The organism is Rheinheimera tangshanensis (assembly GCF_014645135.1).
Classification (GTDB): domain Bacteria; phylum Pseudomonadota; class Gammaproteobacteria; order Enterobacterales; family Alteromonadaceae; genus Pararheinheimera; species Pararheinheimera tangshanensis.
This window is the reverse complement of record NZ_BMLH01000008.1, coordinates 155,039-180,869: the sequence shown is the minus strand read 5'-3', so window position 1 is coordinate 180,869 and position 25,831 is coordinate 155,039. Positions and strand designations below refer to the sequence as shown.

The 25,831-nt window shown below is 47.4% G+C and carries 28 protein-coding genes; 15 read left to right on the top strand and 13 right to left on the bottom strand.

Translation table 11 applies throughout. From position 1 onward, the window contains the following. Together IEW88_RS18705 and IEW88_RS14860 are read left to right on the top strand one after the other, a co-directional pair. A partial coding sequence (locus IEW88_RS18705) for a hypothetical protein (RefSeq protein WP_229670518.1) occupies positions 1-220 on the top strand: 220 nt, incomplete at its 5' end. 67 nt (positions 221-287) lie between these two features. Next, on the top strand, positions 288-827 hold the full coding sequence (locus IEW88_RS14860; RefSeq protein WP_127685366.1) for a gamma carbonic anhydrase family protein: 540 nt from the start codon (positions 288-290) through the stop codon (positions 825-827). On the opposite strand, the gene IEW88_RS14855 is transcribed toward IEW88_RS14860, so the two are convergent. Both IEW88_RS14855 and aroE read right to left on the bottom strand, forming a co-directional pair. Next, on the bottom strand, positions 819-1,067 hold the full coding sequence (locus tag IEW88_RS14855; RefSeq protein WP_147904493.1) for a DUF1488 domain-containing protein: 249 nt from the start codon (positions 1,065-1,067) through the stop codon (positions 819-821). The genes IEW88_RS14860 and IEW88_RS14855 overlap by 9 nt on opposite strands. Further along, positions 1,064-1,879, bottom strand: coding sequence for a shikimate dehydrogenase (gene aroE, locus IEW88_RS14850; protein ID WP_147904494.1), 816 nt, complete (start codon positions 1,877-1,879; stop codon positions 1,064-1,066). Before aroE ends, IEW88_RS14855 begins: the two co-directional genes overlap by 4 nt. A 9-nt stretch (positions 1,880-1,888) precedes the next feature. Here aroE and IEW88_RS14845 point away from each other — a divergent pair, with 9 nt between their 5' ends. Further along, positions 1,889-2,329 (top strand): group II truncated hemoglobin, encoded by a 441-nt coding sequence (locus tag IEW88_RS14845; protein WP_147904495.1) that lies wholly within the window; start codon positions 1,889-1,891, stop codon positions 2,327-2,329. Between the two features lie 30 nt (positions 2,330-2,359). Here IEW88_RS14845 and hemF read toward each other — a convergent pair whose 3' ends face one another. Next, the gene (gene hemF, locus IEW88_RS14840; protein WP_147904496.1) at positions 2,360-3,280 is read right to left on the bottom strand and encodes an oxygen-dependent coproporphyrinogen oxidase; all 921 of its coding nucleotides are present in this window, start codon (positions 3,278-3,280) and stop codon (positions 2,360-2,362) included. A 29-nt stretch (positions 3,281-3,309) separates the two neighbouring features. Then, positions 3,310-3,891 carry an L-threonylcarbamoyladenylate synthase type 1 TsaC gene (tsaC, locus tag IEW88_RS14835; protein WP_147904497.1) on the bottom strand — a complete coding sequence of 194 codons (582 nt, stop codon included), beginning with the start codon at positions 3,889-3,891 and terminating at the stop codon, positions 3,310-3,312. A gap of 145 nt (positions 3,892-4,036) precedes the next feature. Here tsaC and purE point away from each other — a divergent pair, with 145 nt between their 5' ends. Continuing rightward, positions 4,037-4,522, top strand: a complete 486-nt coding sequence (gene purE / locus IEW88_RS14830) for a 5-(carboxyamino)imidazole ribonucleotide mutase (RefSeq protein ID WP_127019041.1) — start codon at positions 4,037-4,039, stop codon at positions 4,520-4,522. 3 nt (positions 4,523-4,525) lie between these two features. Beyond that, positions 4,526-5,677 (top strand): 5-(carboxyamino)imidazole ribonucleotide synthase, encoded by a 1,152-nt coding sequence (locus IEW88_RS14825; RefSeq protein ID WP_147904498.1) that lies wholly within the window; start codon positions 4,526-4,528, stop codon positions 5,675-5,677. Positions 5,678-5,742: 65 nt separating this feature from the next. On the opposite strand, the gene IEW88_RS14820 is transcribed toward IEW88_RS14825, so the two are convergent. The 4 genes from IEW88_RS14820 to IEW88_RS14805 form a co-directional block, all read right to left on the bottom strand. Further along, positions 5,743-6,288: a DNA topoisomerase family protein gene (locus IEW88_RS14820; protein ID WP_147904499.1), complete on the bottom strand. Its 546-nt coding sequence runs from the start codon at positions 6,286-6,288 to the stop codon at positions 5,743-5,745. Positions 6,289-6,457: 169 nt separating this feature from the next. Further along, the gene (locus IEW88_RS14815) at positions 6,458-6,931 is read right to left on the bottom strand and encodes a DUF494 family protein (protein WP_053423990.1); all 474 of its coding nucleotides are present in this window, start codon (positions 6,929-6,931) and stop codon (positions 6,458-6,460) included. A gap of 2 nt (positions 6,932-6,933) precedes the next feature. Next, positions 6,934-8,025, bottom strand: a complete 1,092-nt coding sequence (gene dprA / locus IEW88_RS14810) for a DNA-processing protein DprA (RefSeq protein ID WP_147904500.1) — start codon at positions 8,023-8,025, stop codon at positions 6,934-6,936. A 22-nt stretch (positions 8,026-8,047) separates the two neighbouring features. Beyond that, on the bottom strand, positions 8,048-9,205 hold the full coding sequence (locus IEW88_RS14805) for a LysM peptidoglycan-binding domain-containing protein (protein ID WP_147904501.1): 1,158 nt from the start codon (positions 9,203-9,205) through the stop codon (positions 8,048-8,050). Between the two features lie 121 nt (positions 9,206-9,326). Between IEW88_RS14805 and def the strand changes: the two genes are divergently transcribed. The 4 genes from def to trkA are packed head-to-tail and all read left to right on the top strand — an operon-like array spanning position 9,327 to position 13,496. Next, positions 9,327-9,833 (top strand): peptide deformylase, encoded by a 507-nt coding sequence (gene def / locus IEW88_RS14800; protein ID WP_053423987.1) that lies wholly within the window; start codon positions 9,327-9,329, stop codon positions 9,831-9,833. A 16-nt stretch (positions 9,834-9,849) separates the two neighbouring features. After that, positions 9,850-10,809 carry a methionyl-tRNA formyltransferase gene (gene fmt, locus IEW88_RS14795; RefSeq protein WP_147904502.1) on the top strand — a complete coding sequence of 320 codons (960 nt, stop codon included), beginning with the start codon at positions 9,850-9,852 and terminating at the stop codon, positions 10,807-10,809. Beyond that, on the top strand, positions 10,809-12,107 hold the full coding sequence (rsmB, locus tag IEW88_RS14790; protein ID WP_147904503.1) for a 16S rRNA (cytosine(967)-C(5))-methyltransferase RsmB: 1,299 nt from the start codon (positions 10,809-10,811) through the stop codon (positions 12,105-12,107). The genes fmt and rsmB overlap by 1 nt, the downstream gene beginning before the upstream one ends. A gap of 12 nt (positions 12,108-12,119) precedes the next feature. Continuing rightward, complete coding sequence (trkA, locus tag IEW88_RS14785) at positions 12,120-13,496, top strand: Trk system potassium transporter TrkA (protein WP_053423984.1); 1,377 nt, start codon at positions 12,120-12,122, stop codon at positions 13,494-13,496. 51 nt (positions 13,497-13,547) lie between these two features. On the opposite strand, the gene IEW88_RS14780 is transcribed toward trkA, so the two are convergent. Genes IEW88_RS14780 through IEW88_RS14765 form a run of 4 tightly spaced genes read right to left on the bottom strand, consistent with a single transcriptional unit; the run spans position 13,548 to position 18,947 of the window. Further along, entirely contained in the window at positions 13,548-14,999 is a 1,452-nt protein-coding gene (locus IEW88_RS14780) for a TrkH family potassium uptake protein (protein WP_053423983.1), read from the bottom strand. Beyond that, positions 14,999-15,637, bottom strand: coding sequence for an IMPACT family protein (locus tag IEW88_RS14775; protein ID WP_053423982.1), 639 nt, complete (start codon positions 15,635-15,637; stop codon positions 14,999-15,001). The genes IEW88_RS14780 and IEW88_RS14775 overlap by 1 nt, the downstream gene beginning before the upstream one ends. Before the next feature lie 9 nt (positions 15,638-15,646). Next, a complete protein-coding gene (pepQ, locus tag IEW88_RS14770; RefSeq protein ID WP_147904504.1) occupies positions 15,647-16,969 on the bottom strand; it encodes a Xaa-Pro dipeptidase in 1,323 nt (440 codons plus the stop codon). Positions 16,970-17,024: 55 nt separating this feature from the next. Next, on the bottom strand, positions 17,025-18,947 hold the full coding sequence (locus tag IEW88_RS14765; RefSeq protein WP_147904505.1) for a transglycosylase SLT domain-containing protein: 1,923 nt from the start codon (positions 18,945-18,947) through the stop codon (positions 17,025-17,027). Positions 18,948-19,118: 171 nt separating this feature from the next. Between IEW88_RS14765 and fadB the strand changes: the two genes are divergently transcribed. From fadB to IEW88_RS14735, 6 genes are all read left to right on the top strand, one after another. Then, complete coding sequence (gene fadB, locus IEW88_RS14760) at positions 19,119-21,272, top strand: fatty acid oxidation complex subunit alpha FadB (protein WP_147904506.1); 2,154 nt, start codon at positions 19,119-19,121, stop codon at positions 21,270-21,272. 15 nt (positions 21,273-21,287) lie between these two features. Beyond that, positions 21,288-22,454 (top strand): acetyl-CoA C-acyltransferase FadA, encoded by a 1,167-nt coding sequence (gene fadA, locus IEW88_RS14755; protein WP_147904507.1) that lies wholly within the window; start codon positions 21,288-21,290, stop codon positions 22,452-22,454. 106 nt (positions 22,455-22,560) lie between these two features. Continuing rightward, entirely contained in the window at positions 22,561-22,815 is a 255-nt protein-coding gene (tusA, locus tag IEW88_RS14750; protein WP_147904508.1) for a sulfurtransferase TusA, read from the top strand. A gap of 153 nt (positions 22,816-22,968) precedes the next feature. Further along, positions 22,969-23,694: a hypothetical protein gene (locus IEW88_RS14745; protein ID WP_147904509.1), complete on the top strand. Its 726-nt coding sequence runs from the start codon at positions 22,969-22,971 to the stop codon at positions 23,692-23,694. Beyond that, positions 23,694-24,701 (top strand): sensor histidine kinase, encoded by a 1,008-nt coding sequence (locus tag IEW88_RS14740; RefSeq protein ID WP_147904510.1) that lies wholly within the window; start codon positions 23,694-23,696, stop codon positions 24,699-24,701. The genes IEW88_RS14745 and IEW88_RS14740 overlap by 1 nt, the downstream gene beginning before the upstream one ends. Before the next feature lie 26 nt (positions 24,702-24,727). Further along, complete coding sequence (locus tag IEW88_RS14735) at positions 24,728-25,474, top strand: LytR/AlgR family response regulator transcription factor (RefSeq protein WP_147904511.1); 747 nt, start codon at positions 24,728-24,730, stop codon at positions 25,472-25,474. 15 nt (positions 25,475-25,489) lie between these two features. Here IEW88_RS14735 and IEW88_RS14730 read toward each other — a convergent pair whose 3' ends face one another. After that, the gene (locus tag IEW88_RS14730; RefSeq protein ID WP_147904512.1) at positions 25,490-25,795 is read right to left on the bottom strand and encodes a helix-turn-helix domain-containing protein; all 306 of its coding nucleotides are present in this window, start codon (positions 25,793-25,795) and stop codon (positions 25,490-25,492) included. Positions 25,796-25,831 lie beyond the last annotated feature (36 nt).

Genomic DNA, 25,831 nt, shown 5'->3' with positions numbered 1-25,831 from the left:
ACTTTTGAACCTTTCGACTCCACCGCGTTGCGAGGCGGCCATTTTAGTGATTTTCAATCTCGTGTCAAGCGATGTTTTGCATCATTTTTCACTTCATTTCAAAACCACCCCAGAGCTGCTTTCGCATCACCCCGTTGGCATGGCGCGCATTATAGGGAGTTTTTGGCTGCGTGCAATACTCTTTTTAAGAAAACTTGTACTTTTGAGTGCGACAGCCTGAAATTCAATCGAACCGTGCTTTTTTTCAACATTTGTCGCATACTCCTGCAGCAGCAGAGGAAATTCTTATGTCATTAACTTCATATAAAGGTAAAACTCCACAGCTTGCTGACGGGGTTTATGTGCATCCATCGTCTGTTTTAGTTGGCGATATTCAAATTGGCCTTCATAGCAGTATCTGGCCCTTAGTAGCAGCACGGGGTGATGTGAACATTATCCGTATTGGTGAACGTACTAATGTGCAGGATGGTTCTGTACTGCATGTATCGCGACCAACCACAAAGAACCCGGGCGGTTCTCCTCTTCTTATAGGAGACGATGTCACAGTCGGACATAAAGTGATGTTGCACGGCTGCCAGTTGGGAAACCGTATTCTGGTAGGTATGGGCGCTATAGTAATGGACGACGTGATAGTAGAAGACGATGTCATTATTGGTGCTGGTAGTTTGGTACCACCTGGCAAAAGATTAGAGTCTGGTTATCTCTATGTAGGCAGCCCGGTGAAACAAGCCAGGCCGCTGAATGAAGCAGAACGTAGTTTTCTGACTCAGTCTGCTATTAACTATGTGGTATTAAAAGATGAGTATCTGGCCGAGCCGTTAAGCTGAGCCATCCAGGTACAATACACCATCCTCATTAAAGCGGTCTGCTTTGGCCGCTTCTTCTATTTGTTCTTCCCAATAAAAGCAGTCTTCTTTTATTTGCTCAAGCCAGCTTTGGTTATCCCAGCCTTGTGGCTTCTTTATATAGATACGTAACCGCATGCCTGCAGCTAAACAACTACAGCTGACTGAATCTGTGTTTTCATCAAAATTGAAGTCATGATTAAAGATCAACTGCTGGTTCATGCTTTCACCATAGCCGTCAGTTGGTGCAGTACCGGAGTGACATCAGGTTTAACACCCCGCCATATCGCAAAACTTTCAGCGGCCTGACTGACTAACATACCTAGACCATCAGCGCACTGAGGCACACCTTGTTGCTGACACCAGATCAGAAAAGCGGTCGGCTCTTTGCCATACAACATATCGTAGGCCAAGGTGCAGTGCTTAAGATGTTGTTCTGCTAACGGCGGTCTTTGCTGGTCAAGCCCGCTTGAAGTGGCATTGATCACCAGGCTCCATTTTTCAGCAGGAACTTGCTCATAACCTGATGCTGTGACTCTGCCATCAAACAGCGCGGCTATGGCTTCAGCTTTAGCTGCAGTTCTGTTGGCTATATGGATGTGCTTTACACCAGCAACCAATAAAGGCCCGACTACACCACGACAAGCTCCACCAGCACCTAATACCAATATGGAAGCATCCTGAAGCTGTGCTCCCAGCCGGGTTAAATCAGCCACTAAACCTAAACCATCGGTGTTATCACCACAAAGCACACCGGATTTATCTATATATAGAGTGTTGACCGCACCAGCCTGCAAAGCACGTTCACTGAGTTGTTCTGCCAACTGATAGGCCTGCTCTTTAAAGGGCACTGTGACATTGCCACCCCTGCCACCCGCAGCGACAAAGCTAAACCAGCTGTCGGCAAAGCCGTCGACCGGTGCTAAAATGGCTTCGTAACTCAAAGCTTGTGCGGTTTGTTTGGCAAACCAGCTATGGATCAGCGGCGATTTTGAGTGCCCAACAGGATTTCCAAATACAGCGTAACGGTCCACAGGTTCACCATGAAAAAGTTGTTTGACGCGATTTTTAATAAAAGCCAGCCAAATAGCAAGCCACATCCAACTCCGGCGACCACGCCTTACGAGCTGATTGGTGGCGAAGCAGCAACACGGCGTCTGGCCAACAGATTCTACGACATTATGTCGACAGCACCAGAAGCAGCCGAATTGTATGCTATTCATCCTCTGCCTCTGGATACGATAAGGCAAAAGTTTTTTGAGTTTTTATCTGGCTGGTTGGGTGGCCCTGCTTTGTTTGAAGAAAAATACGGTCATCCACGTTTGCGAATGCGCCATATGCCTTTTGCTGTGGATCAGCAGATGCGCGATCAATGGATGTTTTGTATGGATAAAGCTTTGGCTGAAGTGGTAGAAGACAAGTTGTTGCGCCAAGGCTTAAGTCATTCGCTGGCGCAACTGGCCAGCCATATGATCAACAGATAAACATCAAGAGGCGCAATGCAGCGCCTCTGGTTAATGACCAAGACCCAACCAATCCTGAGGCTGCAGGTAACGCTCGTATAATTTCGCTTCTGCACTACCGGCTTCCGGCTGATAACCATATTGCCAGCGCACTAAAGGTGGCATCGACATCAAAATAGATTCGGTGCGACCGCCACTTTGCAGACCAAACAAAGTGCCACGGTCAAACACCAGATTAAATTCGACATAACGGCCACGGCGATACAGCTGGAACTGGCGCTGTGCTTCCGAATAAGCTTTGTTTTTATTACGCTCCACTATGGGCAGATAAGCCATAGTAAAGGCTTCTCCCACTGCAGACATAAAAGCAAAACTTTGCTCAAAACCAGGCTCGTTTAAATCATCAAAAAACAAACCACCTACACCACGGGTTTCATTGCGGTGCTTTAAGTAGAAGTATTCGTCACACCATTTTTTGTATTTAGGGTAATAAGTGGCGTCAAACTTATCACAACAGTCTTTGGCCACCTGATGCCAATGCACTACATCGGCTTCAACCGGATAAAAAGGAGTTAAATCAAAACCACCACCAAACCACCAGACCGGCGCTTCACCTTCTTTTTCGGCGATAAAAAACCGCACATTGGCGTGACTGGTTGGGATATGAGGATTTAGCGGGTGGATCACTAAAGACACGCCCATAGCTTCAAACTTACGTCCAGCCAGTTCAGGCCGATGCGCAGTGGCTGAGGCTGGCATCTTGTCGCCAAACACATGAGAGAAATTCACACCAGCCTGCTCAAACACAGCACCCTGAGTCAGCACTCGGCTGCGTCCACCACCACCTTCGGCTCTGTCCCAGCTTTCTTCTGCGAAACTTGCTGCGCCATCAGCAGCGGCAAGTTCAGCGCAAATACTGTCCTGCAGTGCCATTAAAAACGCTTTTACCTGATGTTTATCGACGTTTTGCATTTGCTTATCTCTTGATTCGCAGCCGGCTATCAACCCGCGCGGTAAATATGACCTGTAGTGATATCTCGTATTTCTGACGGCACAGCTCGTCCACCTGTTGCAGCATCTACTATTACAGCGACTTTATCCGCCAGTTGCTGCTGAACTTCGGCGGTGCTGCGACAAGGTTCCAGGCCTGATAAATTTGCACTGGTGGACGTGATAGGTTTACCAAAAGCCAGACATAACTGCTGAACAATAGGGTGATCACAAACCCGAATCGCAATGCTATCAAACTGCCCTGTTAGCCAATCACTGCAAAGATTCGAAGCAGGCACTACCCAGGTCACAGCAGCTTTATCTTTCACGCCTGCACTGTCGCGCCATGAATCCAGCATCAGCTGAGTTTGTTCCATACTTAGCTTGTCGGCTGCAATATAAGGAATCAACTGGGAAAAGTCTGCAGCTATTAAGATTAAGCCCTTGGATTTTGGCCTTTGTTTGACCTGCAACAAGCTTTCGATGGCCAAACTATTATCCGGGTCGCAACCGACACCAAACACAGCTTCGGTTGGGTAGGCAATCACCTGACCTTGTCGCAGGGCGTTAACGGCAGATGTGAGATCTGTCACTTTTCTGAGTCCTGTATCTGAGGTTTTTCGTCAAAAATGGGGCCGGTCAAGGCCAGAGTCTTCCCTGAAGCTACAGCTTCAATGACTTTGCGTATATAATAGCGGCCTTATTATGCCAGTTCTTTGCAGCTTTAAGGAAACAACGATGAAAGTAGGTATTATCATGGGGTCTAAATCTGATTGGCCCACGATGAAAAACGCGGCCGATATGTTAGATCGTTTTCAAATTGCCTATGAAACTACCGTTGTTTCAGCTCACAGAACTCCTCAGCTTTTAGCGGATTACGCCACTAATGCAGCTAGCCGTGGTTTAAAAGTCATTATTGCCGGTGCAGGTGGTGCAGCGCATTTACCTGGTATGGCAGCAGCTTTTACCAGCCTGCCAGTCTTAGGTGTGCCAGTGCAGTCGAAAGCCTTAAAAGGCCTGGATTCCTTGTTATCTATAGTACAAATGCCAAAAGGTGTGGCAGTGGGTACCCTGGCTATTGGTGATGCAGGTGCAGCCAATGCTGGCTTATTGGCAGCACAAATTCTGGCGACCTCTGATGCAGAGCTGATGAGCAAAATTGATGCCTTCCGTAAAGAACAAACCGACTCTGTATTGGCTCATCCGAATCCAGCCGAGGAATAAGTGATGAAGGTTCTGGTTTTAGGTGCTGGCCAACTGGCTCGTATGATGAGTCTGGCAGGTACTCCACTGAATTTAAAAGTCTCTGCTTATGATGTAAACAGCGACACTATTGTTGACCCAGTCACTCAGCTGCAACTGGGCACAGGTCTGGCACAAGCTATTGCCAATGCCGATGTGATCACCTCTGAGTTTGAGCATATTCCTTATCCGGTGCAGGAGCTGTGTCAGCAAAGCGGTAAGTTTTTACCCAACAGCACAGCGATAAAAGCAGGTGGCGATCGCCGTCAGGAAAAACAATTGCTGGATAAAGCGGGTGTGACCAACGCAGCCTACAAAATTGTCGTGACTGAACAGGATTTTTATCAGGCCATTGAACAGCTGGGTTTGCCACTGGTGCTGAAAAGTGCTTTGGCAGGTTATGATGGCAAAGGCCAATGGCGTTTAAAAACTCAGGCTGATGCGCAAGCGGTGTGGGCTGATATCCAGCAGTTTATGGCAGGCGCGGATCACACGTTACCTCAAGCCATAGTAGCTGAACAGTTTGTCCGCTTTGACCGTGAAGTCAGTTTAGTCGGAGCCCGCAACCAGGCGGGCGATATGGTGGTCTACCCTCTGACGGAAAATCATCATGTCGCGGGTGTGCTGGCAGTATCTCTTGCCTTACCTGGTCAGCAGGAATTGCAACAACAAGCCAAACAGATGTTTGAAGCTGTAGCTACAGCTTTGGATTATGTCGGTGTGTTGGCGCTGGAGTTTTTTCAGGTCGGCGACACATTGCTGGTCAACGAGATAGCGCCGCGGGTGCATAACTCAGGACACTGGACCCAACAAGGTGCAGACACCTGCCAGTTTGAAAACCATTTACGGGCAGTTTGTGGTTTACCTTTGGGCAGCACAGCTTTAGTGCGTCCAACTTTGATGGTGAATATTCTGGGTGAAGATCATGTCAGCCCTGCCGTATTAAGCTTACCAAGCTGCCATTTGCACTGGTACGGCAAAGGCAAAAGACCAGGCCGCAAAATGGGCCATATCAATCTAAGTGCCGCCAGCACCAGCGAACTGGCACAACGTTTTGATCTGTTACGTCAACATTTACCAGAGCAGGAATTCCCTGAACTGGACTTGGTAGCTGCGCGTCTAAAACAACTGCAATAATAAATCTGCCGTTAGCAAAAAGGCCCGAAAGGGCCTTTTCTATTTGCGGCCAGCCTTTGCCAGCTTTAAGTGCCCTGCACTTTCTGACATTTCTTACTGGCGCAGAGTAGTTTCACACCAGAAGCCGAAGGTTTTTCCATTAAAAGTGGATAGTTGCAGAACTGACACTGCCCTTCGACAGGCTTAAAATTTAGCAGGCATTTGCAGTCAGGATATCTGCTGCAGCCATAAAAGGCTTTGCCGTATTTACTGGTCCGCTCCAGCAACTGACCTTTTTTGCATTCAGGACAAGGCACATCACTGGGTTCGGGTTCATCGGCATGCACAATAAAATGACAATGCGGATAGTTGCTGCAGCCAATAAACATACCGTAGCGGCCATTTTTTACGGCCAGTTCGTTTCCACATTCCGGACAAAGTTGATCTTCTAACACTTTAACCACTGTATTTTCATGTGGATGCAGCGCTTTCAGGTAATTACAGACCGGATAATTACTACAGCCTAAAAAAGGCCCATTTTTGCCAGTTTTAATCTGCAAAGCATGGCCACACAAAGGACAAGGCTCTGCGGTTTTTTCGTGTTGAAAAAGTGTATTGTCAGACTGGAACATACAAAGGCCATAGAAGAAAACAGCACAGATTATATACCCAAAGTAATTGGAGTTGCAGCAAGGCGACAAACGAAAGAGTCCCCATGAGCATAGTGTCCTATGTGATTGGGGTGAAAGAGTGAAGTTAACGCAGCTGCGGCTTCAAGTACGAAGGGTAGAAAAAGGCCGCTTAATGCAGCGGCCCTGTAGGTTCATCAAAAATAAGGTCTTCCATCTGGGCATAAGCATTTTCACGACCAGGCACATTAAACAGCACCATCAACACCACCCATTTTAAATCGTCCAGACTGACAGAACTCTGATCCAGGTCCATCACTCTGTCCAATACCATCTCGCGGGTGGGCGCATCCAGCACGTTGATTTGTTCCAGAAACAGCAGGAAACCCTGACACTCAGTCTCCAGCTTACGTTGCTCTTCTGCAGTATAAATACGTACTGCAGTCGAATTCACTTTGGTTAAATAGGGCTTAACATGACTTTCCTGCAAGGCAGATAAAGAATCCAGCCAGCGCAGGGCCTTAAAAATATCATCATCATGGAAACCAGCTTTGCTGAGCTCACGCTGCAGATCGGCATGATTCACATAAATTTCTGACTCGTTGTGGATGTAGTTTTCAAACAAATATATGAGGATATCAAACATAGTCAGGCCCTCCTCACTCTGATGTAACCACCAGGTACTGCTGCCACTTCACCGGCCAATTCCAGTTGAAGCAATTCAATTGAGACTTGCGCTACAGATAAACCACTGCGATCTGCTATGACATCAATCGCCGTGGCCTCATCACCTACGTTAGCCAACAAGCCGTCGTCAAACAAGCCTGTTTGTAAATTTTTTTCTTTGCCCTTTACAGTACTTAGACCGTTATTTTGCAAAAAGCTCCATTCTTCTATGATATCGGCCACGCAAGTGGTTAATTTAGCACCTTGCTGAATTAACTGATGACAGCCCGCAGCCTGTGGATTGTAGATAGAACCGGGGATCACAAAAAGCTCCCGACTATACTCCGCGGCATAACCAGCGCTGATCAGAGAACCGCTTTTAAGCGCAGCCTCTACCACCAAAGTTCCTAAACTTAACCCTACTACAATACGGTTGCGCAGCGGGAAATGCTCCCCTTTCGGCGGCACATCAGGTAGAAACTCCGAGACCAAAGCGCCGCTGGTGGCAATGTCTGTTGCCAGCTCTTTATGCTGCGCCGGATAAACCGTATCAAAACCATGACCAAGCACAGCTATGGTATTACCCTGTACTGACAAAGCGCCTCTATGACTGCACCCGTCTATGCCTTTGGCCATACCGCTGGTGACAGTTAAACCTAAACGACATAAATCGGCAGCAAAGTTAAAGGCTACTTGTTTACCTGTAGCAGTGGGCTGACGACTACCCACTATCGCTATCTGCGCTTCGTTTAATAAAGCCAGATCGCCTTTGATAAACAAGGCAAAAGGTGGTTGTTTAATCTGACAGAGTAATTCGGGATAAAGCGGATCTGTGTAACGGATAAAATGGTGATCGGGACTGGCTTGCAGCCATTCCATACAATGTTCAATACGCCGTGGCGTAATAGCTCTGTGACATTGGATTTGGCCTGAAGTAAAACCCAGTTGCTGCAGTTGGTGATCGTCCAGCTGATGAAAATCATCGGCCGAGACCAGTGTCGACCACTGCTGATGTTTTAGCCTGTCCATAGACGGAATAGCAGCTAAACGGATCCAATGCTCGAGGTCATCCATCTTCCTCTCCTTTATCAGAACCTCAGAGATTACCTATCAAATCCCCGACCCGCACCGGTTGCTCTGTGCGCAAAATCATCGCAAAACTGCTGTGTTCACTGACTTTCACAATCATCAGCTGGCCCACTAATTCAGTCGGCATTTCATCGGCAGAACCTGCCACTTCATGCAAAATACGCTGCAGCTTGTCGCTGTCTTCCGGATACGAAGGTTTATCGCCAAAATCAACAACTGCGGGCGACGGACGGAAGATCCCGAGCAGATGGCCAGGTTGTAATTGAGCATTCTGGCCTTGATTCAACAGCACAATTTCGCCTTTAGCAAACTCGCGCCATTCGGATGCACTATCGACTATCACACCGGAAACGACAGTGTCTGGCGATTGCAGCTGAAAAAAGTCTGGATACACCGACTGCGACGGCAAAGGTATTAACCGGTCCCCCTGTTTTACCTCTCGTCTGGATTTTTGCACTTCAATCCGACTGATGTGCTGCTCGCCCACCATAGCGGGCGGCAAGACTTTAGCTTCTGCCATTAATACCGCTTCGTAACCTAATATATCGCCGCTTTGTGGGTCTTCGTACACCTCACCCTGGCGGTAAATGCCATAACGCAGAGTTTGATCCAGCTCGCCCTGTACATACAGCAGATGACCGGATACCGCATTTTTTACGTTCTCCTTGCCACCCAGCACATAAGGCAGGCTTTCCAACTGCTCTGCAGCTAACAAGTGCTCTTCCGACAAAAAGGGGTCTATGGCAGCAAGCGCCACTGCTGGTATGGCTTTATCAGCCTTTGCCATCCGGCGAACTTTAGGGGTCAATTTGATAGCTGCAGACGTGGTGGAATAGTTTTGAACCTGAGTTGTACCCGCACGACTGACGGCCTCTCTCTGACTATTTAAGCTCAGTATTGGCTGGCCGTCGGCATCAAACTGCAGATGCAGTTCGTCGCCTGGGTAAATCAGATGAGGGTTGCTGACTTGTGGATTTAACTTCCATAACCGCGGCCATAACCAAGGGTGTTGTAAATACAAACCAGCAATATCCCATAGGGTATCGCCGGATTTCACCAGATATAAGCTGGGGGCGTCAGCCTTAAGTTTCAGCTCGTCAGCCAGCAGCATAGTGCTGAAAAACACAGAAAAGCTGACCAAAAAAGCAAGAAGCTGCTGTCGCATAACCTCATCCCCGTCTGTACTTGTCGTAATTCTTGCATACGACGCTATTCATACTGAGCATAAATGGCTAAAATTAGACCATAGCACAGCCCATTGAACATAGACGATTTTTGTAGGTCCCATGACAGTATTAACAGTTTTACATTATCCAGATGAACGCTTACGCACAGTCGCTCAAGCAGTGCCTGCAGTTACGGCCGAAATTAAACAACTCGTAAAAGACATGCTGGAAACCATGTATGACGAAAATGGCATAGGTTTAGCGGCGACTCAGGTCAATGTGCACAAGCGTGTTGTCGTGATCGATATCTCAGAAAACCGTGATGAACCCATGGTTTTTATTAACCCGGAAATCATTGCCAAAAGTGGTGACACTGAATACGAAGAAGGCTGTTTGTCGGTGCCGCAAAGCTACGCCAAAGTAGAGCGCGCCGCAGCTGTGACAGTCAAAGCGCAAAATGAAAAAGGCGACTGGTTTGAACTTCAGGCTGAAGGTTTACTGGCTATTTGTTTACAGCATGAGTTGGATCATTTAGTCGGTAAGTTGTTTATCGACTATTTATCGCCACTAAAACGTGACCGTATTAAGAAAAAGCTGGAAAAAGAAGCTCGCCTCGCAGCCCGTTAACCAAGCAGGAATTATTTTGACCACTCCTTTACGTATTATTTTTGCGGGCACACCAGACTTTGCTGCCCGCCATCTCGCTGCCCTGTTGGATTCTCCTCATCAGGTGATTGCTGTCTACAGCCAACCCGACAGACCTGCAGGTCGTGGTCATCAGTTGCAACAAAGCCCGGTGAAACAGCTGGCACTGCAACACGATATTCCGGTGTATCAGCCGAAATCACTAAAAAAGGCCGCGGCTCAACAAGAATTAGCTGCCTTAAATGCCGATTTAATGGTGGTGGTGGCTTATGGCTTGATTTTGCCTCAGGCTGTGCTGGATACACCACGTTTAGGTTGTATCAATGTGCATGGCTCGTTATTACCACGCTGGCGCGGTGCTGCGCCTATTCAGCGCGCCATTTGGGCGGGCGATGCCGAATCTGGTGTCACTATTATGCAAATGGATATAGGGCTGGATACAGGCGCTATGCTAAGCAAGGTCAGCACGCCTATAGCTGTTGATGAGACCAGCACCAGCTTATACGATAAGTTAGCTTTAACAGGCCCTGTAGCTTTGGTAGAAGCTTTAGCTAATCTGCAAGCACTGCAGGCCCAGGCTCAGCCACAACAGGATGAGTTAGCCAGCTACGCCGAAAAGCTATCCAAAGAAGAAGCCCTGCTCGATTTTACCAAGCCAGCCATAGCGCTTGAGCGTGAAATCCGCGCTTTTAATCCCTGGCCTGTCAGTTATCTGCAACTGGGCACTCAGCAATTAAAAATCTGGCGCGCTGTAACAGAGCTGGGCTCAGGCCAGCCGGGTCAGGTACTGCGGGTGGATAAAAAAGGCATCGCCATTCAAACCTCTGATGGCGTGTTGGTGATCACCGAATTACAACCTGCCGGCAAAAAAGCCATGAAAGTGGTGGATTTCCTCAATGGCCGCGCCGATTGGTTTCAGCCGGGCCAGATGTTGAGCCCTGCTGATGGGCAAAGCTGATGAGTAAAAACTTACGCGCCTTAGCGGCAACAGCCTGTTATCAGGTGGTGGATCAAGGCAAGTCTTTATCCGAAGTTCTGCAAAAAGCCCAGCAAGAGCTGGACTCGCCTTTAGATAAAGCCCTGCTGCAGGAAATCTGTTTTGGTGTGATGCGCTATTTGCCGCAACTGGAAACTGTCTGTCAGAAGCTGATGGATAAACCCTTGGTGAAACATCTACGCCCTTTGCAGTTTTTAATTTATGTTGGTTTGTATCAGCTGAAATTCCTGCGGGTACCTGATCATGCCGCTATAGGCGAAACGGTAGAAGCGGCCAGGGCCTTAAAAGGCCAAAGCCTGACAGGCTTAATTAATGCCGTGTTACGTTCAGTGCAGCGTCAGCCTGAAGTCTTTGATTTCAGCCAAGCCCCTTTGGCAGTGCAGTACAATCACCCGGGCTGGATCATTCAGCAGCTGCAACAAGCTTATCCGGAGCAGTGGCAACAAATACTGGCTGAAAATCAGCAAAAGGCGCCGTTGTGGCTACGGGTCAATCAGTTACGTACTACACCTGAAGCTTATCTGGCCGCTCTTGCGGAACAAGGCATAGCTGCCAGTCAGCCTTTTGCCTATTTACCTTGTGCTCTGCTGCTGGAACAGGCTTCTGATGTGACTTTATTGCCGGGTTATGCTGAGGGCTGGTTTTCAGTACAGGACGGTGCAGCTCAGCATGCGGCTTATTTTCTGGGTGCCCGTAATAATGATTCTGTCCTGGATGCCTGCTGCGCTCCGGGAGGTAAAACCTGCCATATTCTGGAACTGGCACCAGAAGCCGATGTGTTAGCGCTGGATAAAGATCCGCGCCGTTTAGACAGGGTGTACGACAATCTGGACCGTTTAGGTTTAGATGCCCGAGTGATGGCCGCTGATGCGGCAGAGCCAGACGACTGGGCAGGTTTTCAAACCTTTGACCGTATCCTGCTCGACGTCCCTTGCTCCGCCACTGGCGTCATTCGTCGTCACCCGGATATTCGCTGGTTGCGGAAGAAAACCGACATAGCGCCATTGGTGGAGTTGCAGCAACAAATTCTGCGCAAGATCTGGCCTTTATTAAAACCTGATGCCGAATTGTTGTATGCCACCTGCTCAGTGTTGCCGGAAGAAAACTTACAACAAATTCAGGTCTTTTTAGCAGAGCACCCGGATGCAAAATTAATCCCGCTGGCCGACAGCCACCCGGATTTGCACTGGCAAATTTTGCCAGGCCAACAGCAGATGGATGGTTTCTTTTATGCCAAACTTCGCAAGACACAGCGCTAACGCAGAGGCTTTATGAAAATTATAATTCTGGGTGCAGGTCAGGTGGGTGGCACTTTAGCGGAAAACCTGGTTGGTGAACAAAACGACATTACTGTCGTCGACACCAATATTGAAAAGCTGCGCGCCCTGCAGGACAGATACGATTTGCAGGTGGTGCATGGTCATAGCGCGCACCCGGATATTCTAAAACGTGCTGGTGCGGAAGACGCCGATATGATTATTGCGGTCACCAGCAGCGACGAAGTGAATATAGTCGCTTGCCAGGTGGCTTACAGTATTTTTAACACACCGCTTAAAATTGCCCGAATCCGTACCAATCAGTATCTGAAATACCGCGATCAGTTGTTTAACAAAGACGATATGCCAGTCGACCACTTTATCTCGCCAGAAACGCTGGTCACTGACTACATCAAACGTCTGATTGACTACCCTGGCGCTTTGCAGGTGGTGGAATTTGCCGAGGGTCAGGTCAGTTTAGTTGCAGTAAAAGCCTATTACGGTGGTTTATTGGTCGGTCATGCCTTATCCACCTTGAAACAGCATATGCCACATGTAGATGCCCGTGTTGCCGCTATCTACCGTCGTGGTCATGCGATTAAGCCTTTAGGCACAACTGTAATAGAAGCGGACGATGAAGTATTTTTTGTCGCCGCCACTAAACATATTCGCGTTGTGATGAGCGAGCTGCAAAAGCTGGAGAAAAGCTATCACCGCATTATGATCGCTGGTGGTGGTAATGTCGGTTATGGTCTGGCCCGTGCTTTAGAGAAAAACCACAGTGTCAAACTAATAGAACGCAGCAAAGAGCGCGCCGAATACCTATCGAGCGCTTTGGATAATACAGTGGTGTATGTCGGTGACGCGTCAGACCCGGAATTGTTAGAAGAAGAAAACATCGAGCAGGTGGATGTGTTTTTAGCCGTCACCAATGACGATGAAGCCAATATTATGTCCGCCATGCTGGCCAAACGTATGGGCGCACAAAAAACTATGGTGCTGATTAAACGCGGCGCTTATGTAGATTTACTGCAAGGTGGCGAAGTCGATATAGCGGTATCACCACAACAGGCCACTATTTCAGCTCTGCTGACTCACATCCGCCGTGGCGACATAGTGAACGTTTACTCACTGCGCAGAGGCGCAGCTGAAGCTATTGAAGCTGTGGCTCATGGCGATAAGTCGACATCCAAAGTAGTAGGTCAGGCCATAGGGCAGATTAAACTACCGCCTGGTGCGACTATAGGCGCCATAGTGCGTGGCGAGGAAGTGTTAATAGCCCACGATAGTTTGGTGATTGAAACCGATGACCATGTGATTTTGTTTTTAGTGGATAAGAAATACATCACAGAAGTAGAACGCTTATTTCAGGTCAGTGCGATATTTATTTGATGTTTCGACTATGGGCGAGGTTTATCCGCGCCCGTATAAAACCACAAAGATCTAATCTTTCCAAAAGGCTGCGGTAAAAAGTACGAGTAAAGTGAATATCTCCAGGCGACCAAAGATCATGGCCACCACCAAAATCCACTTGCCAGCATCAGGCACTGACGCAAAGTTGGCAGCAACCTCCCCTAAACCCGGGCCTAAGTTATTTAAACAGGCCGCTGTGGCGGTAAAGGCGCTGATATTGTCCATACCTACTAACAGCAGTGACAACATAATCACCACAAATACAAAAGCATAAGCAGCAAAAAAGCCCCAAACCGCTTCAACTATCCGGTCCGGTACAGGCCGTCGGCCCAGCTTGATCGAGTACACAGCACGAGGATGCACTAAACGGTTCAGCTCTCTTTTACCTTGCAAAAATAGCAGCAATACCCGGACTACCTTTAAACCACCGGCAGTAGAACCAGCACAACCGCCAATAAAACTGGCGAAGATTAACAGTATTGGCAAAAACAGCGGCCAGCTGGAAAAACTTGCAGTAGAAAAACCCGCAGTCGTCGACATAGACACAGCCTGAAACAAGCCATGATTGAGCGCACTGAACCAATCCGGATAAATTTGTTCTTCGACCAGCACCAGAAAACAAATCAGCATCAATGCCAGTTGAATAGTGATAAAAGCTTTTAGCTCAGGATCACGCCAGTAAGTTTTAATATTTTTACCGCGTATAGCTGCAAAATGCAGCGGGAAATTGACTGAGCTGATCAGCAAAAACACTGCACAAATCATATTGATACTGACGCTGTTAAAATAACCAATGCTTGCGTCATAGGTTGAAAAACCACCAATGGCCACAGTGGAAAATGCATGGCAAATGGCGTCAAACGCACTCATACCTGCAACATAAAAAGCAAAAGCACAAGCAACTGTGATACCGAGATAAATAAACCACAGATGCTTAGCGGTATCTGCAATACGGGGGGTCATTTTGTTATCTTTGACTGGGCCTGGAGTTTCAGCCCGGTACAACTGCATGCCCCCTACCCCTAACATCGGCAATATGGCAACAGCCAGAACTATGATCCCCATGCCACCAAACCATTGCATCTGCTGGCGATAATACAAAATAGCTTTGGGTAAACTTTCTAACCCAGTCAGTACTGTAGCCCCAGTGGTGGTTAAGCCGGAAAAAGACTCAAACATGCTGGCGGCCAGATTCATGTCAGGTTGTTCCGCCAGCCAGAATGGTAGAGCCCCTACGGCACCTAATACAGTCCAGAACAATACGACAATTAAAAAGCCTTCCCGCACTTTGAGTTCAGACTTTTCATAACGATTCGGGTACCAGACAACAAACCCAATCAATAAGGACAGGAAAAAGGACAAGATAAAAGGCACACCAGCACCGTCCTGATACCAATAGGCAATAAAAGCCGGAGGAACCATGGTGATACTGAAGATTGCGATCAGCAGACCTAAAATCCGTATAATGGAACGGTATTGCATCAGGAGTCCTGCTCTGACGGGTTATGCCAAATCAAGGTGGCTTGAGGTTCTTTTAGTCTGAGTATGGTCTGCATAAACTGCTGTTCAAATTCCTGTTGGTCGCTTTGAGCTATACGTACAATTAACCGCACTTGCTGCTCAAACTCTTGCTGGTCTATCAGCCAGCGATGTTGCCATTGACGTTGTATGGCTTCAAAAACTGCATAAGGCACAGACAAACTGGCCCGCTGCCGTATGGGTATAAATTCGCGCTCTGCCAGCGTTAGCGCTTGCCGTACCGCATCACTATAAGCGCGAACCAATCCGCCAGTGCCTAGCTGAATGCCACCATAATAGCGCACCACAGTAGCACAAAGCCCTACCATGCCAGAACCTTGCAACACCGCCAACATAGGTTTGCCAGCGGTACCTGAAGGCTCCCCATCATCACTGAAGGCTTGTGGCTGCCCCGTTGCTCTGGCTGGCAACAGCATAGCACTGCAGACATGAGCTGCTTGTGGATGTTGTTGTTTTTGCTGGCGAATAATCTGCTGGCCTTCAGCCAGACTCTGAATAGGCCATAAAGTACATAAAAAACGGCTGCGTTTGATTTCTTGTTCAAACAAAGCCGTTTTAGCCAATACCCAACAACCGGACATCAAAACACCTTAAGCCAGTTTCAGCTCTCGGGTCATATTTTCATTGCGGTCTTTGTGCACTATGACGTTATCTTCAATGCGGATACCGCCGTACTTACGAAATTCAGCAACTTTATCCCAGTTCACCGCTTTACCATAGGCAGTCGCTTTTAAATCCGCCAATAAGGAGTCAATAAAATACAACCCAGGTTCTATGGTAAAGACCATATTGGCTTCTACCAGACGCGTCGTGCGCAGGAATGGATGATCGGCTGGCGCTGCGACATGGGTGCCGCGTTCATCCGCCATAAAACCACCGACATCATGCACCTGCAACCCTAAGTGATGGCCTAAACCATGCGGGAAGAAAGTACGGCTGATACCGTTTTCAACTATGCCTTCAGCAGACATTTGCACAAAGTTAAAGTCAGCCAGAATTTTCGCTATATGCTGATGAGCTTCGATATGTAAATCCGGGTATTTGATACCAGGTTTTAAGCCATCCACTAACTTCAGCTCAATATCCGTCATCGCATTGATCAGAGCTGCGAATTCGTCATCTAAAAAGCTATAAGTGCGGGTAATATCAGCAGCATAACCATGGAAACTGGCACCAGCATCTATTAAAAACGAGTGGAATTGGTCTGGCTTTTTACGCTCTAACGCAGTGTAGTGCAAAATAGCCGCGTTTTGATTCAGTGCTATGATATTGCCATAAGGTACTTCGTTTTCGCCCTGACCCACTGCAGCCAGATACGCCAGCTGAATATCAAACTCTGAACCACCCGCCATAAAAGTGGCTTTGGCAGCATTGTGCCCTGCGACTGCAAGACTATTCGCCTGACGCATACAAGCAAGCTCATAGTCAGTTTTGTAGGCGCGATGGTAATGCAGATAACTAATCACGCCCTCAGGGTTAATTTCGCTAAAACCTAAAGCAGTTGCGACTTCAATATGTTCACCCAGATAGGCCATGCGGCCTTTGTCATAAGGCAAAATACGTTCAACCTGATTGGCTTTTTCCAGAATCTGAATATCAAAAAAACCAGACCAGAATGAATCAGGAGCATCAGGTACTTTATGCCAAAAGTCTTTCGGCAGATAAAAAGCCAGTTTAGGTTTATTCACACCATCGACAATCAGCCAGCAATTCGGGTTGTCTACCACGGGGATCCAGGCTTTAAACAGCGGATTGACTTTAAAAGGGTAATCCATGTCATCGAGAAACTGACGCTTGGCCTGACCTGAGTGGATCACTAAAGCATCCAGATTCTCACGGGCCAACACGGCTTTAGTACGTTGCTGCAGAGTAAACAAATGAGCGGCGTAAAGTTCTTGATAAGCTGGACGCATAAATTCGGACCCCAATAAACAGTTATAAATTCAAACCAATAGTACCATGAGAACCTTAGCCCTCTATCCCCACCCGCATATCTGCCAGAGGCTCGAAAATATGCTGATTCTGCTGCATTTTTAAACTGTAGATCTGGTAGTACATCATGACGTTTTTGACATAGTCACGGGTTTCTTTAAAAGGAATAGTTTCTACCCAGATATCCAGCGGCACTGAACCATCTTTCGGGATCCAGGACTTCACCCTGCTAAAACCGGCATTGTAAGACGCCGTGGCGAACACCACATTATTGCCGGTATTTTTCATCAGATAATTCAGATAGTAAGTACCGTAGTTAATATTGGTGACCGGATTATACAACTGCTCAACCGGCACACGACGGCCGGTAATATGTTTAGCTGTTGCCGGCATAATTTGCATCAGGCCATGAGCGCCAACAGGAGACTTGGCCGTTGGAATAAAAGTACTTTCACGCCGTGCTATCGCCATAGCCCAGGCTGGATCGACCTTAGCTTTTTTCGAGTAGGTCTGAATTTCTTTGTTAAAGGCCATAGGGAAACGTAAGTCGACATCATCCCAATAACCAGCTTTGGCCAGTGCCACTATAGCGTTGTCGTACCAACCCCACTCATACGCCAATTTAGCGGCACTGTATTTTTGTAAATCAGTCCCATATTGCTGCAAATGTGTCAGTTCACGTTTAGCCGCGTTAGGTCTTTTGATGGCTTGCCATTCTTTCATCCTGCGCACTGGTGCACTACTTTTAAAAGCTAAAAAATCAGTAGCCGATACTGGCACTGGTTTATGCGCCAGGCTGGGTGGCTGACCTAAATGAGCTGCTGCCAGATAACCGTAATAACTGCGCAGCTTGGCCAACTGCTGATAAATATGCACTGAAGATTCTTTTAAGTTTACCTGCTGATAAGCACGGGCTAGCCAGTACTGACTGGCGTCTTCTTTTGCCAATTTTTCAGGTAATGCTTTTACTGCTTCAATCACGCCATACCAGTCTTTTTTCCGCAGCAGACTGGCTAATTGCCATTGCACAAACAAGGTGTCTTTATATTGATTCGGCACTATGGCAATAAATTTATCAGCACGAGGGTCGTTTTTACTGGCTAAAGCTATAGCGATTTGACGAGCAGTCACAGCCCGGTTTTCATTACTGAAGGCCGGGTCGTGGGCAAATCTGTTCCAGACTTCAATGGCTTGATCTGGCTTTTTCCAGACCAACTTTTGTATGCCATAAGCGGCTAAATCACGCTCCAGCGGGCTGCGTAATGAAAGAAAATTTTTGCGATACACCAGTGCAGGATTATCCATTACCTGAACCCACTTTTCGGCCAGATACTGTTGATTCTTTGGTAACAAGCTACGCAAATAAGGCAACATACGCTGATTATCAGCTTTTACTGCCGCTAATAATCTTTGCCAAACGGCTTCAGGCGTGCGCTGACCGGCTTTACGCCAACGATCAAACAGAGGGTCACATTCATCAGGACGGGTTTTACCAACAGCCCATAAGTCACGCACTGCTGGCCATACAGCAGCAGGCTTTTCCAGCACCAGCCGCATCTCCAGTGCCTTACAATCCAAGCTCACATCCGAGCCATATTGATAATTTTTCAAAAAGAGCTGAGCTTGTTTGCGATCAGCCAGATAAATCAACCAGCGTTTGCGTAAAGTACGCTCCAATGGCGTACCCTGATGCTCCTGCATAAAACGCACGACCGCATTGGTGTCATCCAGCGATTTACTGAGCCACTCCAGCTCCAGATAAGGCTGCAATGGATAAGCCGCCATCTCTTTTAATACTTTTTTCGCCTGAGCATCGGTCAGTTTATGAATATTTTTTTCAGCCAGCTCAAAACGCTTACGCATGCCCTCATTGATGGCATGAGCCGGGAACACAACGGATAAGGCGGCGGTTGTCAGCAACCAAAGCGATGGACGGAAAATAGAGGAGAAACGCCACATACAAATATTTACCACCTATAGTTACAAAGACATCTATCGCAAATTCAAACAAGTGTTTAAATAACGGTTGAAATTTTTACTGAACCGCGACACACTGAGTCTGCAATAGACTCATCTTACCAGTTGCAAATAAAAGCAACAGTCCACCCTATCGGACGAAGGAGAACATTCATGATCTACCAGAGTAACAGCATCACCGTCGCCTATCTGGCAGATGGTATTGCCGAGTTTACCTTTAATGCTGCCGGTTCAGTTAATAAATTTGACCAACAAACCTTAGCAGATTGTCGCGCCGCTTTGAATCTGCTGCATGCAGATAAAAACCTCAAAGGCGTGATTTACACCTCAGCAAAAGACGCTTTTATCGTAGGCGCCGATATTACTGAGTTTTTAGGTACATTCCAGCAGCCTGAAGCTGAACTTATCCCCTGGATCAAATCTGCCTCTGACGTCTTTGACCTGGCGGAAGATTTACCAGTTCCAACCATTGCTGCTATTCGTGGTTTTGCCTTAGGTGGTGGTTTCGAATGGACCTTAACAGCAGACTACCGTGTGGCCGATACCACAGCCAAAGTAGGTTTACCTGAAGTGAAACTGGGCTTAATGCCAGGTTTCGGCGGTTCAGTGCGTTTACCTCGCATTATTGGTGCTGACGGTGGCATGGAATGGATCACAACAGGCAAAGAACGTGGCGCTGACGCTGCGTTAAAAGAAGGCGCTATTGACGCCGTAGTTGCACCGGAAAAATTAAAAGACGCTGCGCTTTCCATGCTCAAGGATGCCATAGCAGGCAAACTGAACTGGCAGAAAAAACGCGCCGCCAAATTACAGCCACTGAAGCTGAATAAAATTGAAGCCATGATGAGCTTCAACACCGCCAAAGGTATGGTGTTTGCCAATGCAGGTAAACATTACCCAGCTCCTATGGTGGCGGTAGAAACTATTGAAGCCGCAGCCCGTTTAGACCGTGCTGGTGCTGTAGCTTTAGAAAACGCTGCTTTTGCCAAACTGGCAAAAACTACAGCAGCTGCTGCCCAAATTGGTTTATTCCTCAATGACCAGTTGATTAAAGGCAAAGCGAAAAAAGCCGCCAAAGTAGCAACCAAAGATATCAAAAAAGCAGCCGTTTTAGGCGCAGGCATTATGGGTGGCGGTATCGCTTACCAGTCTGCACTGAAAGGTGTGCCAGTGGTCATGAAAGACATAGCCGACAAAGCTTTAGAGCTGGGTATGGGCGAAGCCACTAAGTTGCTGAACAAGCAGGTTGAACGCAAAAAGTTAGATGCAGTAGGCATGGCAAAAGTGATTGCCAGCATTCAGCCAACTTTGAGCATGGAACCGGTAAAAAGCGTTGATATAGTGGTAGAAGCTGTAGTTGAAAACCCAAAAATCAAAGGTGCTGTGTTAAAAGAAGTGGAAGAATTAGTAGCGGCAGATGCCATTATTACTTCTAACACTTCGACTATCTCTATTGATTCTTTAGCGGCCAACTTAAAAGACCCAAGTCGCTTCTGTGGTATGCACTTCTTTAACCCTGTGCATCAAATGCCATTGGTCGAAGTCATTCGTGGTAAAGACACCAGTGAAGAAACAGTAGCTGCTGTAGTGGCTTACGCTGCCAGAATGGGTAAATCTCCTATTGTGGTCAACGACTGCCCTGGTTTTTACGTCAACCGCGTCTTGTTCCCATACTTCGCTGGTTTCAGCAAACTGGTATTAGACGGTGCTGACTTTGCCAAAGTAGACAAAGTGATGGAAAAAACTTTCGGCTGGCCTATGGGCCCTGCTTACTTGCTGGACGTTGTTGGTTTAGATACTGCTTTCCACTGCACAGACGTGATGGCAGCTGGTTTCCCAACCCGTATGGGCAAAGTCGAAAACGACCCAGTCGCTCTGATGTATCAGGCGCAGCGTTATGGTCAGAAAAACGGTGTAGGTTTCTATGCCTACAGCAAAGACGCGAAGGGCAAACCGAAAAAAGATTCTGATGCAGTATCTTATGACTTACTGGCTAAAGCCGGCGCTTCAGGTGTGGAATTCAGCGCGGACGATATTATTGCCCGTTGTATGGTGCCAATGATTAACGAAGTGATCCGCTGCTTGGAAGAAGGCATTGTAGCTACAGCAGCCGAAGCAGACATGGGCTTAATTTATGGTTTAGGTTTCCCTCCGTTCCGCGGTGGTCCGCTGCGTTACGTTGACACCATTGGTCTGGCGAACTTTGTGGCTTTAGCCGACAAATACGCTCACTTAGGTGAAATCTATCAGGTAACAGACAAAACCCGCGCCATGGCAGCTTCTGGTGCCGTGTTCTACCCGGTTTAAGGCGGAGAGAAACAAATGAAACAAGCAGTGATCGTTGATTGTATCCGTACCCCTATGGGTCGTTCTAAAGCAGGTATCTTCCGCAACGTGCGTGCAGAGGAATTATCCGCTTATGTGATGGCAGCTCTGGTTGAACGTAACCCAGCTTTAGATCCGGCTGAAATTGACGACGTGATCTGGGGTTGTGTGCAACAAACTCTGGAACAAGGTTTTAACGTCGCCCGGAATGCCGCTTTATTAGCAGGCATTCCGCATTCTGTGCCGGCTGTAACGGTAAACCGCCTTTGTGGTTCATCGATGCAGGCATTACACGACGCAGTGCGTGCCATTCAAACCGGCATGGGTGACGTGTATTTAATTGGTGGTGTGGAACATATGGGCCATGTGCCTATGACTCACGGTGTGGATTTCCACCCGGGTTTAGGTAAAAACATCGCTAAAGCTTCTGGCATGATGGGCTTAACGGCTGAACTCTTAGGTAAACTGCATGGCATCAGCCGCCAGCAACAAGACGAGTTTGGCGCCCGCTCGCACCGTTTGGCCTATGAAGCTACTTTGCAGGGTCGTTTTAAAAACGAAATTATCCCGGTACAGGGCCATGACGCTGACGGCGTACTCAAAGTCTTTGATACAGACGAAGTGATACGTCCAGAAACTACGGTAGAAGCTTTAGCTGCTTTACGTCCGGTGTTTGACCCAGCCAATGGTACTGTGACTGCCGGTACTTCTTCAGCTTTATCAGACGGTGCTTCTGGCATGCTGGTGATGAGCGAAGAAAAAGCCAAAGCTTTGGGTTTAAAAATCCGCGCTAAAGTCATAGGTATGGGTATAGCTGGTTGTGATCCGTCTATCATGGGTTACGGTCCGGTGCCAGCCAGTCAAAAAGCCTTAAAAGCTGCAGGTATCACTATTGCCGATATCGACTACGCCGAGTTAAACGAAGCCTTTGCTGCTCAGGCTCTGCCTGTAATGAAAGATTTAGGTTTACTGGAACATATGAACACCAAAGTGAACTTAAACGGTGGCGCTATAGCCCTCGGTCACCCGCTAGGCTGTTCAGGTTCACGTATCAGCACTACGCTGATTAACGTACTGGAAGACAAAGGCGGCAAATACGGTTTAGCCACTATGTGTATCGGTTTAGGCCAGGGTATAGCGACAGTATTTGAAAGAGTCGAATAAATACCAGCAGTTAGCTGTTGAATAACAGGGTTGGCTTTGGCCAGCCCTTTTTATTATATTCAGCCTAAGTTAGCATATGCGCCTTTTCTCACGTGGAACCTGAACTATGTCGAACCCTGAACACTTATTTGCAGCAGCGGATCAGCAACTGGATACTTTAGGTTTACGTTGTCCTGAGCCTGTAATGTTAACCCGCTTGGCTATTCGTAAAATGACGGCGGGCCAGACGCTGTTGATCACTGCTGACGACCCTGCCACTACCCGCGATATACCAGCCTTTTGCCGTTTTATGGAGCATGAGCTGGTGGCAAGCGATACAAGTAGCGAGCCTTATCGCTATTTGGTGAAAAAATCCGGCTAATAATTCAAAACACCGCAAACACTCTTAACTACCTTTTTCTGCCCTTTATTGACCACTTTCTGCCCTTTATCGGTTCGCACTGTAAGGGCCTATGCCGCTACGCCACACTGCCTGCATCAAGACACTTAACCTCTGATAAACAAGGAAAATACGATGCAACAGACACACAAAATCTTTAACCAAACCAACTTAAACCTGCTATTAATCACAGCGCTGGCGGCTTTAACCATTAAAACCCAATTGCTGCCAAGCGACAGCAGCACTGTGCGTGAACTGAATGTGCAACGTATTAATGTAATGGAACCCAGCGGCCATCCACGTTTGGTAATCGCTAATACAAGCCATGCGCCTAAAGCCATTAAAGATGGCAAAGAGTTTTTTGATCCGGGCCCACGCCCAGGCATGATTTTCTACAATGACGAAGGCACAGAAAACGGTGGTTTTGTATTCCGGGGGTTTGAAAAAGACGGCAAAGTAGAACATGGCCTGCATTTATCTTTTGACCGTTACAATCAGGATCAAAGCCTGGCACTGCAGCATATTGAACAAGACGGTATGCTGATCTCAGGCCTGAACGTGGTAGACAGACCGCAATACCCGATAGACGACTATATGCAGCTGATGTTTGCCGCTGAAAAAGGTGACGCTGAGGCTGCAGCCAAGATCAAAGAATTGGAGCAACTCCACCCAGATATTCATGGTAACAGACGGGCTTTTTATGGCACATTAAACAAAAAGGCAATGCTGCAACTTAATGATCCACAAGGAAATAAACGAATTGAAATGGCAGTGGGCAAGGATGGCAAACCTCAACTGGTGTTTTATGCTGAAGACGGCAGCGAGCTGCTGCGTTTACCTGAAGCAGTGCAGGTGAACTAATGAAACAGCTAAAAACCTTTGTTGTGTTATTGGCCTTTTCTTATGGTTTGATGTTGTATCTGGCGCTGCTGCAAACAGCGCCAGGGCAACCCCTGCAGTTTCATGCCGATGCTCCTGTCTGGCTAACCTTGCAAGCTGCGTTATCGCTGTGGCTAAGCCGCAAGCTGGATGCAGTACTTTGGGCTAAAGGCACCTCGGCTTCATTGCGGCAGCGTTACAGCCAGAGCTTTGGTTTAAGTTTACTGGTTTTTGTTAGCCTGATGACTGGCATCCAGCTTTTGATAGATACCGCCACTAGCCAGCCCTTAGTGCTACAGCAGTATCTGCGGGTTAGTCTGATGTATCTGCTGGTACATAGCTTAATAGCGGGTGCAGACTTGTTGTGGCAGGTGTTAAAACGCCAACAACAACAGCAACTGGAGCTGATGCAGGCGCAGCAGCATAACCAGCAGTTCAAGCTGCAATTGCTGCAACAACAGCTGGACCCGCACTTTTTGTTTAATAACTTAAATGTGCTCTCTGTACTTATTCACAAAAGCCCGGACCAGGCCGAGCAATTTCTCGACCATTTTGCCGATATTTACCGTTACCAGTTGCAACAAGGCAGCAAAATGTTGGTGTCATTGGCCGACGAGCTGACTTTTGCACAGCAGTATATGGCGCTGTTGGCTCAACGTTTCCCGGCCAGTTTTCAGTTGCAAATCACTATTGAGCCGCAACAACAAACAAAGTATCAGTTAGTGCCCTGCTGTCTGCAGCTGTTATTGGAAAACGCGGTAAAACACAATAGCGCTTCGGCCGAACAGCCTTTATTGATTCAAATAGAGCTGCAGCAAAACCAGTTGGTCATACGCCATCCGATGCGACCTAAAGCTTTTGCCCAGCCCGGCACCGGCACTGGTTTAACTAATTTAGCGGAACGTTGTCTGGCAATAATAGGTCAACCACTTGATCTGATCCAAAACGACGAATTTATCGTCAAAGTACCACTGCGGCAGTGCATTTAAAAAAGCGGCATAAACAAGGATAAGTCATGAAAGTGCTGATTATTGAAGACGAGCCATTAGCGGCGGAAAAACTGGCAGGTTATCTGACTCGTTATCAGCCTGACGTCGAAGTTATAGCTCAGCTAAGCTCTGTAGCTCAGGTGCTGGAGTTTTTTGCTGCAGAGCCAAAAGCACAGCAACTGGATTTGATTTTTTCTGATGTAGAGCTATCGGATGGCCAAACATTTACCGCATTAGAACAACTGGATTTGCCTTGCCCAGTGCTATTTACCACGGCTTATGATCAATACTGGATGCAGGTGTTTCAGTACCAGGCAGTGGATTATTTACTCAAACCCTTCTCCTACCCCAGATTCGCCGAAGCCATGCTGAACTTTGCCCAGCTTAAACATAAGCTGCAACAGCCTGCTTTTACCACGGCAGCAGCTCCGGCCTACAAAAAACGTTTTTTATTACGCAAAGGCCAAAGCTTATCTATTTTACCAGTCGCCGATATTCTGCTTATTCGAGCCGCCAACGGTGTATTGCTGGCCACAGATAAAAATAACAGCGTGCATATACTGACAGAAGCCAATTTAGGCGATATTGAAACTCAGCTCGACCCCAGTGAATTCTTCCGGCTGAACCGCAGTGATATCATTCATATCAGCAGTATTTTGCAGGTAGAGCCTTACAACAAAGAGTCAGTGGCTGTAGTACTAAGCTGCGAGAAAGAACCCGCCATCAGCAGTAAAACCAGAACAGCTTTGTTTAGAAAGTGGTTAAATCAGTGAGTTGCTAATCCCACACTAAGCCAACACTTCCAGACCCTTTTTAGCGACCAGATTCAGCAGTTTTAGTGACGGGCCATTCGGCTTTTTCTGGCCCTGCTCCCATTTTTGTACTGTAGATTTGCTGGTATTCAGATATGCGGCAAACACACCCTGACTGGCTTTGTTATCTAAGCGGATTTGTTTGATTTGCTCCGCATCAAATTCCTCTACAACAGGCAAACACAACAGATCAAAGTCTCTTAATGTTTGGTCTTTTAGCACTCCGGCTTTATGTAAATCGCGTGCCGTTTCCTGCACCATATCCAGAATAGAGTTACCCATCTATTTTTACCTCTGTAAAAAACTGAATATAGCACT